Source organism: Sporolactobacillus shoreicorticis, from assembly GCF_024125445.1.
Lineage (GTDB): Bacteria > Bacillota > Bacilli > Bacillales > Sporolactobacillaceae > Sporolactobacillus > Sporolactobacillus shoreicorticis.
This window is the reverse complement of the sequence record NZ_JAMXWM010000032.1, coordinates 1-16,775: the sequence shown is the minus strand read 5'-3', so window position 1 is coordinate 16,775 and position 16,775 is coordinate 1. Positions and strand designations below refer to the sequence as shown.

General features: G+C 41.4%; 10 protein-coding genes and 1 pseudogene. 2 read left to right on the top strand and 9 right to left on the bottom strand.

Translation table 11 applies throughout. The features are described from left to right. Positions 1–340: 340 nt before the first annotated feature. From NIE88_RS19080 to NIE88_RS19060, 5 genes and pseudogenes are all read right to left on the bottom strand, one after another. Positions 341–1,454: pseudogene (locus NIE88_RS19080) on the bottom strand (IS3 family transposase). Between the two features lie 376 nt (positions 1,455–1,830). Next, positions 1,831–4,665, bottom strand: a complete 2,835-nt coding sequence (locus NIE88_RS19075; protein ID WP_253064806.1) for a DUF5695 domain-containing protein — start codon at positions 4,663–4,665, stop codon at positions 1,831–1,833. 380 nt (positions 4,666–5,045) lie between these two features. After that, positions 5,046–6,419: a glycoside-pentoside-hexuronide (GPH):cation symporter gene (locus tag NIE88_RS19070; RefSeq protein WP_253064804.1), complete on the bottom strand. Its 1,374-nt coding sequence runs from the start codon at positions 6,417–6,419 to the stop codon at positions 5,046–5,048. A gap of 76 nt (positions 6,420–6,495) precedes the next feature. Further along, positions 6,496–8,859 (bottom strand): hypothetical protein, encoded by a 2,364-nt coding sequence (locus NIE88_RS19065; RefSeq protein WP_253064802.1) that lies wholly within the window; start codon positions 8,857–8,859, stop codon positions 6,496–6,498. Between the two features lie 74 nt (positions 8,860–8,933). Further along, entirely contained in the window at positions 8,934–11,099 is a 2,166-nt protein-coding gene (locus NIE88_RS19060) for a beta-L-arabinofuranosidase domain-containing protein (RefSeq protein ID WP_253064800.1), read from the bottom strand. A gap of 339 nt (positions 11,100–11,438) precedes the next feature. Here NIE88_RS19060 and NIE88_RS19055 point away from each other — a divergent pair, with 339 nt between their 5' ends. Beyond that, positions 11,439–12,347, top strand: a complete 909-nt coding sequence (locus NIE88_RS19055) for a helix-turn-helix domain-containing protein (protein ID WP_253064791.1) — start codon at positions 11,439–11,441, stop codon at positions 12,345–12,347. Positions 12,348–12,432: 85 nt separating this feature from the next. Here the strand turns inward: NIE88_RS19055 and NIE88_RS22500 are convergent, their stop codons facing one another. After that, the gene (locus tag NIE88_RS22500) at positions 12,433–12,633 is read right to left on the bottom strand and encodes a JAB domain-containing protein (RefSeq protein ID WP_309247060.1); all 201 of its coding nucleotides are present in this window, start codon (positions 12,631–12,633) and stop codon (positions 12,433–12,435) included. Positions 12,634–13,543: 910 nt separating this feature from the next. Here NIE88_RS22500 and NIE88_RS22890 point away from each other — a divergent pair. Beyond that, positions 13,544–13,681 carry an alkaline phosphatase family protein gene (locus tag NIE88_RS22890; protein WP_373689462.1) on the top strand — a complete coding sequence of 46 codons (138 nt, stop codon included), beginning with the start codon at positions 13,544–13,546 and terminating at the stop codon, positions 13,679–13,681. 533 nt (positions 13,682–14,214) lie between these two features. Here the strand turns inward: NIE88_RS22890 and NIE88_RS19045 are convergent. From NIE88_RS19045 to NIE88_RS19035, 3 genes are all read right to left on the bottom strand, one after another. Then, complete coding sequence (locus NIE88_RS19045; RefSeq protein ID WP_253064789.1) at positions 14,215–14,637, bottom strand: hypothetical protein; 423 nt, start codon at positions 14,635–14,637, stop codon at positions 14,215–14,217. 80 nt (positions 14,638–14,717) lie between these two features. After that, entirely contained in the window at positions 14,718–14,966 is a 249-nt protein-coding gene (locus tag NIE88_RS19040; RefSeq protein ID WP_253064787.1) for a hypothetical protein, read from the bottom strand. Positions 14,967–15,088: 122 nt separating this feature from the next. Continuing rightward, positions 15,089–16,672 (bottom strand): serine hydrolase domain-containing protein, encoded by a 1,584-nt coding sequence (locus NIE88_RS19035; protein ID WP_253064785.1) that lies wholly within the window; start codon positions 16,670–16,672, stop codon positions 15,089–15,091. Positions 16,673–16,775: the final 103 nt, after the last annotated feature.

Sequence of the window (16,775 nt, the reverse complement as noted above, 5' to 3'; positions counted from 1 at the left end):
CAATTATCATATCGCAGGTGGTGACACTGTGTCAACATTTTTCGTTTAAGACCCGAAAAAACTGATTTGCATTGGTGACATCATTCAGATTACAGGAGCCCCATGACCATCAAAAAGGTATGATCGCTCTGAACAGGTTTATTATACTCAGCAGATCCTCGAACTAAAAGTATGCGCATCGAAACGACAGGGACCTAAGACGTGTTGTCTCCGGGTTACGATCCTTCTCTTTTTGTTTTTACAGATACGCTTAACTATGTTTATCACCCGGTATCATTGTTTTGTACAAAAACGTATCATCTAACTGACCTGGTATGTCAACACTAAATCAAACAAATTTTTAAAGGTGTTGTAACTTGTATTCAATCGGTGTTAGATAGTCTAGTGATCCATGGATGCGAAGATTATTGAACCAATGGACATAATCAAATAATTCAAGATCAAGAACGTGTTGGTTAGGGAAAACACGTCTGCTAATAAACTCTGTTTTGATTGTCTTAAATGTCGCCTCGCGGGCGGCATTATCGTAAGGAGTGCCTTTGTGACTCAATGATTGTTTGATTTGAAACGCTTCCAATGCATCATCAGGGAACTTATTTTTAAACTCATTCCCTCGATCAGTATGGAATAATTCGAGGCGATTTAAGTCGCTTTTGACGGTGGAGAAGGCACGATAGACCAGCTGAGCATCTTTATTGGGGCCAGAGCTGTAGCCGATAATTTCACGATTATACAAGTCAACGAGTACGCAGATATAATGCCACTTTTGCTGCACGCAAACATAAGTCAGGTCACCGACAACCACTTTCAGTTCTTCCTCCTGGCGGAATTGACGATTCAACGTATTTCCAATAGGAGACTCATTACAGCTCGTCTTATGCGGCTTAAACTGAGCGATGGTGTATTTTAAAATTAGGCCTTGTTGGCGGATAATTCATCCAATTCGTCGTCTTGAAACCTGTTTTCCTTGCTTCCCCAATTCTTTTTTGATCTTTCGCTGTCTATAAATTGATCGGCTCGCTTTAAAAATTTGAACCGCTTGGCGTATCAATTCCTGCTCGGCCTGCCGGTTTTCACGAAATTTAGCTTCGTAATAGTAGGTACTGCGAGAAAGTTGTAGGACATCGCACATTGCTGATACCGAGTATTTGTGCCGGTTCTGACGAATCACATCTACTTTCGTCCCATGATAGCGCTGCCTGTTTTAAAATGTCATTTTCCATCCTTAGTTGTTGATTTTCTTTTCTTAGATGAATAAGTTCTTCTTGTTCAGGTGTTCGATTATCTTTCTCTTTGAAGGAACCACTGGTTTCATGTTGACGAATCCATTTATCAAAGGCTGATGGCGTGAGATCGTACTCTTTGACGATTTCATGTCTCGGTTTTCCTGAAGCATGTAAACTGACAATCTGTTCCTTAAACTCTTTTGAGAAGCTTCTCCGTTCCCGTTTCATTTTTCCGGTCTCCCTTGGTAGCGTTGAACCCAAGTGTACATGACCTTAACCGATCGTCCAATTAAGTGTAACCTATCCAGTATCGAGCTATACTGTGCTCTGGTTGCTCGCATCAACAGGAGCGCTCCGTAAAGGTCTCTCCCCTTCCGCGCTAATCCTAAAACGGGCGTTTTAAAGGGTGTCTCATAATCAATAGATTTTTGAGACACCCTCTGTTTCATTATTGCTTTATTCTATTCTGTTCTTTTCCGGCATTACGTTTTGATTTCATTCATGAACGCAGTAAATTTTCTTTTGCAGGCAAGACCGCTCACTGTCTTTTATGCTTTTAATGCTCGCTCTTTCAACTTTTAAAGATGTGAAAGATAGGCCATGATTACCTGACTGCTTTAATTTCAATAACTGTATCACCAGACAGTTTTTTTAACGATAATGTCATTTTTTGACCATTGGCAGTTATTTCTTTAACTTTTCGGTTGCCTGCGAAAACGTCATACTTACCAACGGGTAGGTTGCGAAGCGTAATTTCCGGGGAATACTTTCCACCCATCACGTCCTCAAGATCAATTCGGATGTCTTTCAAATTTTTGGAGATAACTGTTTTGGTATACTTTGCCTTGTCAAGTTCAACAGCGAATTTATTCTTGTTGTAGAGAACGAGACGTGTGCGTACGCCGTCCTTCGGTGTGATTACATATACACCTTTTCCAACACGCACATTACCGCCATACGCATACAGACCTATGATTCTGTCATTGACGACATCGACCGAGGCCGTCTTTAAGCCACCCCAGAAACCAAGAGCGGATTCACCGGAGAATGCCCACCAACCATTAAGCATTGGCATAAAACCCCAAGCGCCTTCACCTGCCCCCTTTTCACTTTGATAAATCCACGAAGCCGCTCCATAATTGGCCGGGTCGCTGCTGATCTGCCCAACGTTAATATTCGCCCATCCTGCCAGATAGGCACCGTACGTGGAGCGCATGATCTCATCAAATTCTTTGTCATTCGTGGACACATAGTTGTACAAATAATCCTGTTGCTGCCATGCACCAAGTTGGGTTTCATAGCCCAGGTTCCACCACGACTCGCCCATATGCCGGTTATCCGATCCATAAAAATACCACAACGGCTGCATGCCACGAGCAGACAACGAGGCTTTCGTAACCTTATCTGCCATAGTATCGTCACCATATTTCTTAGCAAGCGTGTACACGGTCTCAAATGCCGTGGTGTCAATGCTCATCTCAGATGAAAAGGGGTATTGGCGCGAAAGCATCGACATGGCTTTTGCCCTGATGTGAGCTTCAATTTCATCTGCCTGTGCGGTATGCCCCTCCTTTTTGAGTGCACTGACTATATCCGGCATTGTCATCTCACCCATTGAACCCATTTTGCGCGATGCGTCATCAAGCGTGCCCACATTCGGATGCAGGAAATATGCTTCCATTGTGTTGTATGCTTTCATAAGATACTGGTCGGCACTTAGCTCCGTCTTGATCTGAGGATACTTCTCTGCAATTCGATACATATTGTAGTACGTATTCCATACATGCGGATAGTTCATGACGCGCCACGTCGCTAGGCCATCATTCGTGCGGGGCGCAGAGCCATCCGTGCCATCATACCAGTGGTATACCCTATACGTGCGATTTCCGGATGCATCTGTTTGTGTCTGCAGATAGCTCCAAATAAAGTGTTTTAGATAATAATCGAGCGAGTCAATCTGTTTTTGGTCAGGCTCTTCTACATTCTTCTCAGAAAGGAATACCGCAGGCGATAATCCAAGATCATCCGAGCCGCCTGTCATCCAATTCAAATTGGATATCTTGGGGTAATCTTGACGAGTTACTTGTCTCTTCTGCGACATATCCCACTGTAAGAATGCCCCCTCGTACCCACGGTCTGTATTTCTTGACTGCTGGTTGTTAACAATGAATTGGGTATTTGCCTCGATCAGTTTTTCAATTGGCTTAGTCGAGTAATACTGCAAGACGGACTTTTTCCCTTTCCCGTAATCTACGGTGATGTAGTTAACACCGGGCGTCGTAAACGTGAGCTCGTAGATTTGATAACCGTTGCGCTTGCCTTTCCTTTTGACTTTAATCTTCTTGCCCTGTTCACGTTCACCGACAACCCTGTTAATTCCGCCTTTTGCCCGTACTGCAAGTGTGGCTTTCTGGTCATTTGGAATGACCATGCCCGGGTAGGAGACAGTATCAACGATACCAGCGTCGTAGAGAATGTTCCGGAGATCACTATAGTTCTTTGCCCACCGGAATTGGAAACGATACGTCTTTTCTTTCCCGGCAGGAAGGGTTAACGACGTTGAGGGCAAGTATGCGCCCGCTTTATTTTGGCTCGTGCGTGCAGGCGCAACGTTATTGGAATGAATGTAATATTCGACCACGCCTTCCCATGAAGGATCTTTCTCACCGAATGGCCCCTCACCAGTCCGCGCTTTGTCTTTAAATTCGAGAGAGGTACCATTCTGTGGGATCATCACCAAATACGGACCGACCCCATTTGGCCGCTGCCAGTAGATATAGGAACCATCCTCGGCAACAAATGAATGACGGGCAACATTTTGCTCATAGATACCGGTCTGATTACCGCCGTCCCACCAAGAGTTCATGAGTAGAGGAAAGCCAATATCCTGGAATTCAAGCGGTTCCGCCGATGTATTTTTGATATTGATCGTCCAATTAAACTGGTTACTATTCGACCCGGCTAATGAATAGGTTTCAGTCAGTGCGAATCCCTTGATTCCGTTGACATTGCCGGAATTGCCATTGTAAGACACTCGGACGTCGCCATCATCAGTCGTACTTACCTTCCGAGAATCATCGGAAAGCGACGTCGTTATACTGGTGGCAGATCCGGACGCCTTCTTCACATTGAAAACCATATCTCCGACCCAGCGGGAATCATTGATGTTGAACTGTGGTCGATTATCGGGATTCATTACGTAGTTTGTGCCGTAGCTATCGCTGGGATTAGATAGCTGGAATACGCCGCCGGTATTCTCATCAATATTTATTTTGAAGTAATCAGACTTAAGAGCATACTGATGTGAAGCAAGGCTGGTATTGTTGTCACCCGTTTCTAATATTTTCTGATTAGATGCAGCAACACCGGTAGCAGCAGGATTCAATAATACTAAACCAGCGACTGCCACTGCTAATGGTGGTTTCAACAGTTTGTTCAATGTGTTTCCCCCTCGCGTTTCTTCCTTGTATTACTATACTGTTCCAACACTGGTGAATAAAATAGAAACTGCAGGATAGGAACGAGCGGCTCAGTTTTGATTCGTTTAAAGCCGTTCCGGCTAGGAAACGTCAGCTGAACGTAAAACTATCAATGAATCATAGATTTGATTTGTGGACGAAACAGCTAAAATTCGGCTTTTAGCCAATCTGCGAGCGTCAAGTGCCCGTTTATTAGGATGCAATCATCCCGTTCATCATTACCAATAGCAGACTATGGTTGCGCTTACATTTAAAGGCAAAATTAGGACAGCCTTAACAAAAGGCTGCTCCTGCAAGACCCCGTTGAATAGGGTTGATGCAGCATATCCCAATTAGATTTTTAATTCTCGTGACGTTCTGCAAGTTCTGCTTTAATCTGTGGCTCCATTTTTTCATACTTGAAATAGAACAGCATGATAAAGGCAACGATAGCATAAATGATGATGGGCAGCCAAATGAAACAGAACTTAATCGAATTCAGTGCGGCGGCGCTTTGATTGGCATTAGCAACGAATCCGGCAGCCGCCATGATTTTCGATGGAATATAGCTGCCGAATCCAGAACCCAGTTGAATACAGAATGCCGAACCAACCGCCGTTAAAAATCCTGAAGCACGGATGCCGGTCTTCCACTCACCATAATCAACGGTATCAGCCAGCATGGCGAACGGCATGGCAATGGCTAGGGAAGCACCTAGAATACCGATGATCCATGCAGTGATGACAAGGGCAAAGTTGTTACCGACAAAAGCCATCATCGCCTGACCAATAGCACCAATTGTCAGACCAATGAGCATGGCAGCAGTCTTATTAGTGGTCTTGACAACAAAAGGAACAGAAATTGTTGCAATAATACCGAGAATTTGAAGACCATTAAATACGGAGGTCAATTGTTCGTTACCCAAGTTATACTTTGCGTAGTAAACAGAAATACCATTACGGGTCGATTGGGCAATCCAGTAAATAGCAAATGAGACAACCAATAAGTACCACGGAGAGTTGCCAACAGTGGCTTTCAAGCTATCCTTAAAAGGAATTGGTTTGGCAACTGCTACAGTCCGTTCCTTAATATTTTTGAATGCCGTGAAAAGTAAGATAACTGCCACAATACCAAAGATCAGCATGGTCCACATGAATCCATTTTTGTCGTTTCCTTGACCTAATAAAGCAACTAATGGTAAACAGAAAGTACTTGTGATAAAGGCACCAATTGCACCACCGACCATTCGGTATGTGTTGGCACTGATACGTTCACTTGCATCACTCGTCATACTTGGCAAAATAGCAGTAATTGGGGTCTGAATACCCGTATAGATGACTCCGGCTGCTAAAATATAAGTGAATCCTGCGTAGAACAATTTCGCAGTGCCATGCAAATTCGGCGCCGTGAAGGCTAGAAAAGTAGCAATCGCGAACGGAATGGCCAACCATAAAAAGTAAGGGCGGCTTTGCCCCCATTTTGAATGGGTATGGTCAACAATAGATCCCCAAATGGGCGCACTCAACGCGTCAACAAAACGAGCAACCAAGAGAATTAATCCAGCACCAGCAACTGAAATTGAGAACACATCAGTGTAAAAATACAAAATATAACTAGAAATTGTCACGTACAGCAAGTTACCGGCCATATCCGTGAATGAATAGGAAATTTTCTCCGAAACTGGCAATTTAGCACTTGCATCGGCAGCATTATTGACTGCAGAAACCTTCTCCATTTTAATATCCCCTATCTGTTAAATTTTTTGTTGAAAACCCGTTAAATTCCCATCACCTCCTTAAAAGGGCGAAAAGTTAGTCAAACCTTTTATTGGCGGGATTAAAAATTACTTTTTTTTGATTGGTTTCAAACGATTCCTGAGTATCCAAATAAATGTATTTACTCAAGTAAGGAGCAAAGCTCTCGATTTCATAACGACCGTTCGATAATTTTTTGACTCGGCCATTTACGGCGGTCAGGACCGCATCTTTATCCGCATAGATATAAGTCGTTTGACCAAAGCCATTGAGATAGGCCACAAGCTCTTCCCCCATATCCCAATCATCCTCACCGGTGTAGCCATTCGGGAACAAGCGGGTGAAGATACCGCCGTCAGAAGCAAAGATCGACTGTCCAAACCGGTTTCTTGATAAATCAGGCCGATTCAGGTTAGGACCTGCAATACTGTAGGTCGAGGCTGCTTCACCAGGCGCTAACATCCGATTTGTGGCCGTGGCATTCGAATCATACATGTAAAGGATGGCGCCAGTGGCTCTGTACGCGGCCTCAACCAGTTCAGGATCAGCAAGCTGCTCACCGGTAATCTGGGCTGCCGCAGCAGTAACACCGCCCCATAAAGAATGGATCATATAGGATAAGGCTTCCCACCAACGATCCGGACTTTGCGAACGGAAATCGTTACTGAACCCAATGTTCGCTTTAAGCAGTTCGCCATACGTCCTAGCAGCCTTTACATTTTTTGTTAAGGCAAGCGCACTCGCCGCGGGACCAAAGCCGGCATTGTCAAAGAAATGTTCTGTCATCGCAGCCTGAAGGGTGTCGCTGCTTGCGGCCATTCGGTCTGTAACGGACTTCCAGGATTTAAAAATCTCCGCATACTCTTTGACCAACCCATTTTTTTTAAGATCAGCCAGCAAGTCTTCAATGTAAAGGAAGTAAGTGCCCAGCATCTGGGCTTCCGTTTTACCACGTTCATCCTCATGAAGATCGGGGTTTACCCGAACATCGAAAACCTGCGCAGCCCATGACAGATAGACTTTTGGTGAATTAAGGTTAAGCGTTGAAGCAGGACATTGAGACAGCAGGTAGAACATATGCGCAATGTATTCGAGATCCATGACCCGGTAAAAGTCACCGTACAATTTACGAGGTTGCTTAAAATCGCCGTCAACAAACCACTTGGGCCGGACATACTTAACGGCGCTCTCTTCAACCTGAGCAATTTTTCCTGCCGGATCGCTAATCTTGCCGTCCAATAAACAAGCCTGCAGAAGAAACGTCATTTTACCAATTGATTCACCCTGATTGGAAACCGGTCCAAAACTGTATGGCACTTTGCCGTCCTTACCAGCATAAGAATGATTAGAGATATAATCCGCCCGGTTTCTCAGTAATTGATTGGTCGAACTCATGACATTAAAAACTCCCATATCGCGGGTTCCATCGGCAAATTTCAAAATCACCTGGTGTTCGCCAAGACTTTCTGGTTGATAAATTAACCGGCCGCCCTTAAGTTGATCCGTAAGGTCCTGTTCAATCAAATCATTGCCGGACTTGTAACGAACGACAGCGCGTTTTAATTCTTGACCATCTGCAGTCCTGATAGTGAAAATTTGGTCTTGACCCTGTGAAATCATCGGTTCAAAAGCAAATCTCGGATGTCCATAATTCATGGCCACTTCATAGAAATTCTTTTTATCAGTGAACGGTTTAAGAAAGAAACTCCATTCTTTCGTTTCACCGGATTGAACAGTCAATTTTTCCTGTGAATAAATCCAGTCATGATGCGGCCGTCTATCGTCGTCATAGCCGCCAGCCAGGATAATTTCATGAAACAACATTCCGTCCAGCGAGGGGGAGACATTTTCAAAAAAACGATTTGTATATTCGTTAAAGGTTCCGACCGACAAGACCTTTCCCTTGGTCTGATAGACCCCGAGATTAGGATTCGTGTTGTCCCTTCTGATTGCTGCCAATTTCATGTAGTTATCGGAAATATGTGGAAATACGGCAACTGATTGGTTGGCATTGCGTTCAACGTTTTTATCCCTGAACATGACATAGGCCAGACTGATCCAAAGACCGAGGTTATTAATGGTAATATCCTCTGAGCTGTCATTTCTAACAGTGAAGTTCCATTTTAAAGATTCATCAACCAAGGTAAATTTTTGGATTAATTTCAAATCATTAATAGTAAAAGTAGCCGTGCTTTCCGTCTCATTACCGATTAGATTTGGCTTCTCATTAATGCTGAAATATTTTTTCCCGTTGATTGTGATAGTGAACTCACCAAAAAGTTTATCAAGGTCTTGATACCCCAACTCATCAAGATAATCAGGATCGATTACCCAATTCATGTTGCTTGGATCAGAATTTAACTGGAACTTGGTAATTGCTCCGTGTTCGTTTTGCAGAATTTCGAGAAAATCAGATTTCATTTAATGTACCTCCTGACGATCACGCCCGAACTAAAGCTTACTTAATAAGCTGTGGGTTACTCACGTCTTATTGTTTATTGGGCAACCAACACTTCAATCTTATTTACATTTGCGCTATCAAAGTTGAGGCCTTCATAGTCGAGTGGCTTAATTTTAATGTTGATCTTTGTACGATTCTGAGTGACATCGAGCGGCAATGGATAAATATAATAGGAATCCTCAGGCCACTCTTCCTTTGTGATGGTTTGTGTGAACAGAACCTTATCATCGTTTTCAATCTGGAAACTGTAACTATCATCATCCACTACATCGTAAGTAATCTTTAAATAATTCTTTTTTTCAGGTTCCACAGCCAACGTCCATTGATGATCTAACTCAGCACCGTCATTTTGAGTATCGATTGCCTTTACAATTGGCTCTTCTGAGACCTTAACGAAAACGTTGTAAGGGATTTCGCCTGGAATCTCTGGAAGTGACTTGAAGATGATATCGGTTTCTTTCAAACGGAACTGGTTTTTACCCTCAATTTTTTCAAGATCTTTCAAATAATCCTTAGCAGATTTATTTGAAGCAGAAAGGTCCTTCGTTTGGGCTGCTAACAGGATTGGTCCATAGTAAATAGCAATTCGATTGAAACGATCAGCAAGAACTTGGTAACGCAATTCAAAATTAAAATTAATTCTGATTTCATTTTTTTTGCCCCATTCGTGAGTTAAGGCAACAAAACCATTTACAGGGGTAACATAAACAGGTTGGCCCTCAACTAGGATCTCTGTGTTAGCACTCCACTTTGGAACTCTGACATAAACGGTGAACGCTTTATTTTTTTGTGACTCCACAGTGATGTGAGCAAAATGGTTCTCGGGATAGTGAGAATCCTGAGTAATTGTAATTCCGTCATCCTTTAAATCAAGAATCGAATCAAAATATTGGGCCACATAAATATTCTTGTCGTCTTTATAATAAATTCCGTCAACAAGTGTTGCATGCCGTTCAGTGCCACTGCCTACACAGCACCAGAAACCACCGCGTTCAAAATGCTTGACAGAATTAGGGCTAACACTCAAGTTGTATAGATATTCTGCGATCGCGCTATCATTATTTTGTTGCGCCATAATCGCGTTGATGAAGCGAATTTCGTAGTCATCCATCAACGTTACATTTTTGGTATCCGCAAATAATTGTGAACTTAAGTAATTCAAATCGTGACTGCAGCAACTTTCTCCATTTAATTTGGAAAGATGCTTAAAAAACATTTCCGGATAATCAAATAATTCGGATCCGTAATCAGCAGGTGCCGGATAAGCGGAACGTCCCGAGATCCCTTTAGTTGGTAGTTCGTGACCGCTGTGCATCCAATTCATGAAGTTAACGACACCCTGCTTGTACTTTTCATCCCCTGTTACATGGTAATGTTCGAGCATCCCTTCAGCACAAACTAATTCAGTATTGGAGTGGCATGAGTAATAGCCCAATTTGTCATCATTGTCAATCAGCATGTTTCTGAACCATTCACGATCAAATTTTTTCGCAAAATTAAAAATATCTTGTTTTTTTGTCATTTTGTATAATCTCAACAGTGTTCGATGCATGGCACCAAACTCTTGATGGAAAATATAATGACCAATGCCTTGATACCAACGCGTATCGATCATAGCGTTAATTTGTTCCGGGGTTAACCGCTCCATTCGTTTTTCAACGTATCCTGTTAGATTTTCAACCAACTGTAACGCGATCGTGTTTCCGAGGTACTCGTATGCGTCCATCAATCCATCCATTAACTTTTGGATTGCGTAATAGGGAACATAGTGGTTGCCATTGAATCTAAGATTCTCGACATTATCAAAGCGTTTGGAAGGTTCAGCAGCCAAATAGCCGGAAAATTTCTCAAAGGTGTCGAATTTCTCTTGGCATTCTTTCAAACCCTCAACAATAATGTCCACCCGGTTTTTAAGTTCTATAGCCTTGGAATTGTCAGGGGCCGAATTTGTTAACTCAACGTAACTCTTGGAAGCACCGGATAAATAGTGACCTGTAAAATGACCTCTAAAGAAAAAGTCTGGAGATTCCCAAACAGTTAGAGGGATTGCCCCTTTGGTATCCAATCCCGCATTTTTTCGATAATTGTACAATAATTGATCCGGAGTAAGGGAAAGCATCCAATTAATGTTTCGCTCAAATTTTTCTTTCAAAGTTGAATTCGGTAAATATTTGGCATTACAAAATGGTATCGGTTTCATTTTAATTTATATCCCTCCTATTTTTTTCAGTCTAAATAATTCATTCATTTTTGTAACCGCCTACATAAATAAGAATACAGTATTTACACACTTTTAAAATCTATAAATCCACTATTTTTTTATAATAAACAACATAATTGTTATCTACTTCACGTATTGATATAATGAGTGCATAATATCATTAAAACCAAGGTTTTTTGCCGTTTTTTACTAGAAGTTTATATTATTTTCTTTGTTTAATCTTTTTGATCCGGCTTATTTTTATACTATTACAAGGCTAATTTATATTAATTAATAAAGCGGTTACAATAAATTTCCTTTTCAGAAGGTGAAGCCTCAATGTCTGGTCAGTATTTATCAATTTCCTGTCTGCCTTTACCGACATATGTTCAAGGCGGTCACATCATATTTAATCCGGGGGAACGACATCCCAACCGAAATTATTTTCAATTTTTTGTCATGATGTTTATGCTGAGAGGTAAATTATATATAGCTGAAGATGAGCAAAAATACACAGTTTGTCCTGGAGATATGTTTATTCTTCAACCCAAACACCATCATTATTCCTGGAAGGCCATGGACGAAACGACAGAATACTATTGGATCCATTTTGCGGTTACTGGTGACTACATCCAAACGAAAGAGCCAAAGCATATTAAATCCGTTATTAATGTTCCTTCGCTTCACTATTACACGCCTGACGTAACGTTATTCCTAAATAAACATACAAAAATTCCCGATAGCGATGCGATATTTTCAACGATTAAGAAAATATTTTCCAGCAGTAAAACTCAAAATACAGTAGGTTTTTGGCAGGCTCAGCAACTCTTCATTGACCTTTTACAACATGTTCAAATTCAAAATCCAGCTAAATCTTCAACTTCAATATTAGCTACTAAAATCCAGCGCTATCTCCGTGATCACTATGATGAAAAAATAACCAATGAAAAATTAGGTAAAATATTCCATGTTCATCCTAATTCCGTTGTTTTAAGCATGAAAAAGAGGTTTGGCCTTACTCCAAACCTCTTTCTAACAAAATATCGTTTAGAGGAAGCAGTCAAACGTCTCCTATCAACATCAGCTCAGATTAGCAAAATTGCTACTGACGTTGGTTATCAAAATGTTTATTACTTTTCAATGGCTTTTAAAAAACATTATGGGATTTCACCGTCACAATACCGAGAACGTTATATTAGTTTGAACCAAACTATAGATAAAAATAGCAAAGGAAATCATTTGTCATAAAAATGCTCAACACTAATGGGTAAAACAAAATACCTTGTTTTATCTTTATCTTCTTGACTTGGATCAATAACTCCTTGAGGATGCATTAGATAAGAATCGCGGTTTTAAAAACTTCACAAGAATAAACCATCGAGGCGTTTAAACTGCCGATCTGGCAGAAGTTCATTGGAGTTGGCTGATTCTTGGTGTCCAGTGTAACAACAATGAAGCATTCACGACTTACACGCTTCGCACCTATAGATTCATTTTCTAGAGATACTACCCTTTGTCTATAAGAATTGATCATAAAGCCTTTCATCCACTTTCCTAAAATAAAAGAGTCTTGGATATCCATAAAGGGTACCCAAGACTCTTTTTCAAGATAATAATATATGTTCTTTTTGTGTTTCAATACAGAAAGATGCTGATTTCGGACAATAACTTATATTTTGTGGACATCCCCAGTTAAAAACACATTAATCATTCAGGCGGTTTTTCTTTGCATCTTCACTCTCTAATTCTAATTCCGACGTCAACATTTTCATTTGCTCTTTTAAAATCATAATAGCTCTCATATGAACTCCATAGTTTTTCTAATGAAGTTACGTTCTTTTTCATGCTAAAAATGGTCAAATCATAGACAGGAATATCAATTTCCGACACCACTTCGCCGAACGCGTTAATCTCATCGCACAGATTAAACGATTAACGCATGTTTTTTATTCATTGGCCCTTCAATTTATGAACGGATCTAATTACATTTTTAATGCAAACAGAACAACATCGCCTTTTAGGCATATGACTGCCCGGAAGCGATGTTGTTCCGATTTTGATATTCACAGAGGAACTTTTCCGCTGGCAGAACAAGTTCTGTGAATTGGGTATCACCGAACTTGCTGCATTCCCGTTCAGTGACATGGCAATCAATTCAATTAACGGGAACATGTATCAGTGTCACCAACCAGTGGACTGACCGCCTATCCTTGTTTCGCTTTAAAGGACTTGTTGTCTTACTGGACCTTTGTCCCTGTGACAGGCCGTCACCTGCACCCGTTTTGGCAGAACTTTGGCATGTTGTACGTTTCGCCTGAATCACTGCCTGGCGAAAAATCTGAGTTTGAGATGCGAAAACCCAGAAATTGATTGTTTTAAGCATTGACGGTACGAATTCAGCGACAACACAACGCTTATTGGATGAAGGAGCATCCAAATATTAAATGTTTTTTGAGCACAGAGCTTCACGTCGGGATCTGAGCATGCTAGTCGCTCACCCGACCATTACCCCGCCATGCTGGACAACTCTGACTACCGGCACATACCCCGGGACACGTGGAATTACCTGTTACTTGCATTAACCCTCTGAAAATTTGAATGCGGTAACCTACAACATCGACTCTGTCCCAGGCGCAAACGGACTCGAATGCAGCGACATCTTTTTTACGGTTAATGAAGGAGTTAATCGTCTGGGAATGGGTTGACCACGGTCAAAGGCTTATTTCAGCACCCCAGTCACGCCCCTATTTATCGCGACTGGAGAAAGAGCCAAACATGAATTTACAACTGATCGCGCCATCTGGCAAGTTGATGTAGCACCAACAGTTTCATTTTTGCTGGGAAACGGATACCCAATCAATGTGAAGGTGCCCCTACTTACCAGATATTTGAGGAAAACATATAAAGCTTTATTCCTTTTTTGAATCAACAGCGCGGTATGAATCTAAAAAATACGCGGATCCTATTTCTTCAGTAGCAGCCAAAAAACAAGGTGAATGATGATCCGTTTTTTTCTTTTTTCAGATGAACATTTCGATTTCACTTTCTGTGGATTCGGTTCCAATGCATAAAGTCGGTCATTGTGATGCGCGCTCCTTTATGTGGTCGATCCACTTTACTCAAACAGTTTGTTCTTTGAGAAAAGATCACAATACTTTAGTTGTTGTTTATAAAATGCGTCATGATCCCCATTGATGAATTCCGCTTTTATATCATCGTTTAATGTATCATCCTGCTCTATGATTTTCGGATACGTATACGCATAAAAATACGCCCGCTGCTTCCATACGCTCTCCACACGATCGGGATAGTCAAAGGTTTTGCCGCTGTTGTCAAAATAGGCCGATTTATGTTCCATTTTTTGATCTTTAAATCCGGCACGTGAAAACCGTGAAGCTTGTTCATAAAAATGACCGGCCCCGCACACCACTAATACTCTCGCACCGTCTTTCAGTTCTGCCAGTTGTTTATTGATGTTCTTAAATAGCATATCGTCGCGTTTCTCATCCGTCTTGCCTGACTGATATTGATTATCCACGATCCACCAATCTATCATTTTTACTGGAATATTGTTTTCTATGCAGTAACTGTAAACGACAGCCATATCTACAGGTCCGTCTACCACGCCGTAATCGTTAAAAAATCGTTCTCTCGCCTCAATAAAACCACGTCCGGCCGAACATTCTCAACAACACTTAAAACATCTTCCATAGAATAATTCACCCATTTATTAAAATGGGTTTCATGAAACGTTCCCAATAAATACACATCTTGATTCTGTGAAGCTTCAAATCTTTGAAGAAAAGTGTTTTTATTTAAATATTTATTCCATAGTAGGCCAAGCACCACAACCACTGTCATCGACATAATGATCAGCCCTATTATCAGGATTCTTTGTCTTTTTTTGTTTTTATGGACATGCTTAACCATTTTTATCACCCGTTATCGATGCTCGTATACTTTAGAAAATTAACTTGACATTTAATAAGTTAAACGGCCGAATCCAATTTCTTTTTCGCTGTAAAAATGAGTAACAAACCAAGACCATAATAAAGGATACTTGCCACTGTAATGCTGTAAAAAAGTACCGTGATTGATGTTGGCCCCCATACGTTGATAAAATCCCGGGACATCCACTTAGATAAAAGCTTCGGAAAAAGAATCATGACGAAGATGGCCACAACAATCAACGTATGGATGATCAATAGCGAAAGCCTCTTTGTGCTTAATGTTACGCCCATTCGTTGTTTTCTAACCAGTTTTCTCATGATTTTGAATGAGAGTAGAAGAAAGAGCATGCTGAAACAACCAATAGCAACAGTCAAGAAGGTTACGATCTGATCCAGCATCTGATAGCTATCCGAATAATGATGGGTAACATTGCTTCCTTGCCACAGATCCATCACGCCTTTGCCGATGTAAGACGTACTATCCGAATTCATGTTGGATAGAATAGCCACTCCCAATTGATCATCCGGCCGTATAATGAGATAAGAGCTGAATGTCGGGTTATTTCCGGAATGGGCTATATATTTTTCCCCTTTTTTTCTCATCACATCCCATCCACCGGCATAATATGTGTCCTTATCGAAGGGTTTCACGGTTTGATCCGGAATGTGTGATTCCTGAATAATCTGTTTGTCGATCCCATGACCTGAGCTTCTTCCCAGCTGCAGGTTCAGCCACTTTGCCAGATCGGTCGCATTGCTGATCACGTATCCGGCTGGCACATTTCCTCTATAAACGGGCGGTGTGTACGCCTGCGCCCGCATAAATCCTATTTTATATCCGGATGCCATCTCAAAAAGTGAATGCTGATGAAGCCCAACTTTTGATTCGTTCATACCGGCTTGCTCTAATACCTGCCGTTTCACATATACATCGTAGGGTTGCTTTGTGATGACTTCAATAACTCGCCCTAATACATCATAGTTGATGGTCGCGTATTCAAACGAGCTGCCCGGCTTTCGATCCAACGGCTGGTTCAGCAACGTTTTGACGGTTAACTCAAGAGCGTTAGATGCCTGACTTTCAGGAATTTGAGTAATCGAGCTGGAAGCAATTCCACTGGTATGATGAAGCAGTTGATTTAAAGTAATCTTCTGCTGCTTGCCCTTATATTTTAACTTCAGCCAAGGAATATACTTTCGAACATCCTCAGATCGCTTAAGCAGTCCCTCTTTTTCCAATTGCAAAATGGCCAGACCCGTAAATGCCTTTGTCGTTGATCCAATCTCAAATAATGTATGGGCGGTGACAGGGGATTTCTTCTTCACATCAGCATACCCAAATCCTTTTTGATAAACTACTTTTCCCCGCTCAACAATAACTAACGCTATTCCCGGAATTTTACTTTTGTTTTTTTGCTCTTCAACAAACCGTTCAATCTTGCGAATTTTTTCATTTGATTGAGCTTTAGCCGTATTAGCTGTAAAACCGCTTATCGTTATCATCACAGCCGTGATGAGCAGCCACATTTCAATGGATTCATACCCGTTCTCCTTGGTCGGATGATTCAATTTTGCAATGACGGAGCTATATGGAGAAAGTAAGAGGTAAATAGATAACACCACGATCTGTAAACACGCACTTTCTTAACACTATTCAAGATTTTTAGCTATACTTCAATTCGTTCAAAAACCTCATTTACTTATGATATGGTTCTCCGTAATGAGT

Coding starts and splice junctions, on each gene's coding strand:
- NIE88_RS19070 (WP_253064804.1), bottom strand. CDS start 6,419: ATGGAGAAGGTTTCTGCAGTCAATAATGCTGCCGATGCAAGTGCTAAA.
- NIE88_RS19065 (WP_253064802.1), bottom strand. CDS start 8,859: ATGAAATCTGATTTTCTCGAAATTCTGCAAAACGAACACGGAGCAATT.
- NIE88_RS19060 (WP_253064800.1), bottom strand. CDS start 11,099: ATGAAACCGATACCATTTTGTAATGCCAAATATTTACCGAATTCAACT.
- NIE88_RS19055 (WP_253064791.1), top strand. CDS start 11,439: ATGTCTGGTCAGTATTTATCAATTTCCTGTCTGCCTTTACCGACATAT.
- NIE88_RS22500 (WP_309247060.1), bottom strand. CDS start 12,633: ATGATCAATTCTTATAGACAAAGGGTAGTATCTCTAGAAAATGAATCT.
- NIE88_RS22890 (WP_373689462.1), top strand. CDS start 13,544: ATGTTTTTTGAGCACAGAGCTTCACGTCGGGATCTGAGCATGCTAGTC.
- NIE88_RS19040 (WP_253064787.1), bottom strand. CDS start 14,966: ATGTCGATGACAGTGGTTGTGGTGCTTGGCCTACTATGGAATAAATAT.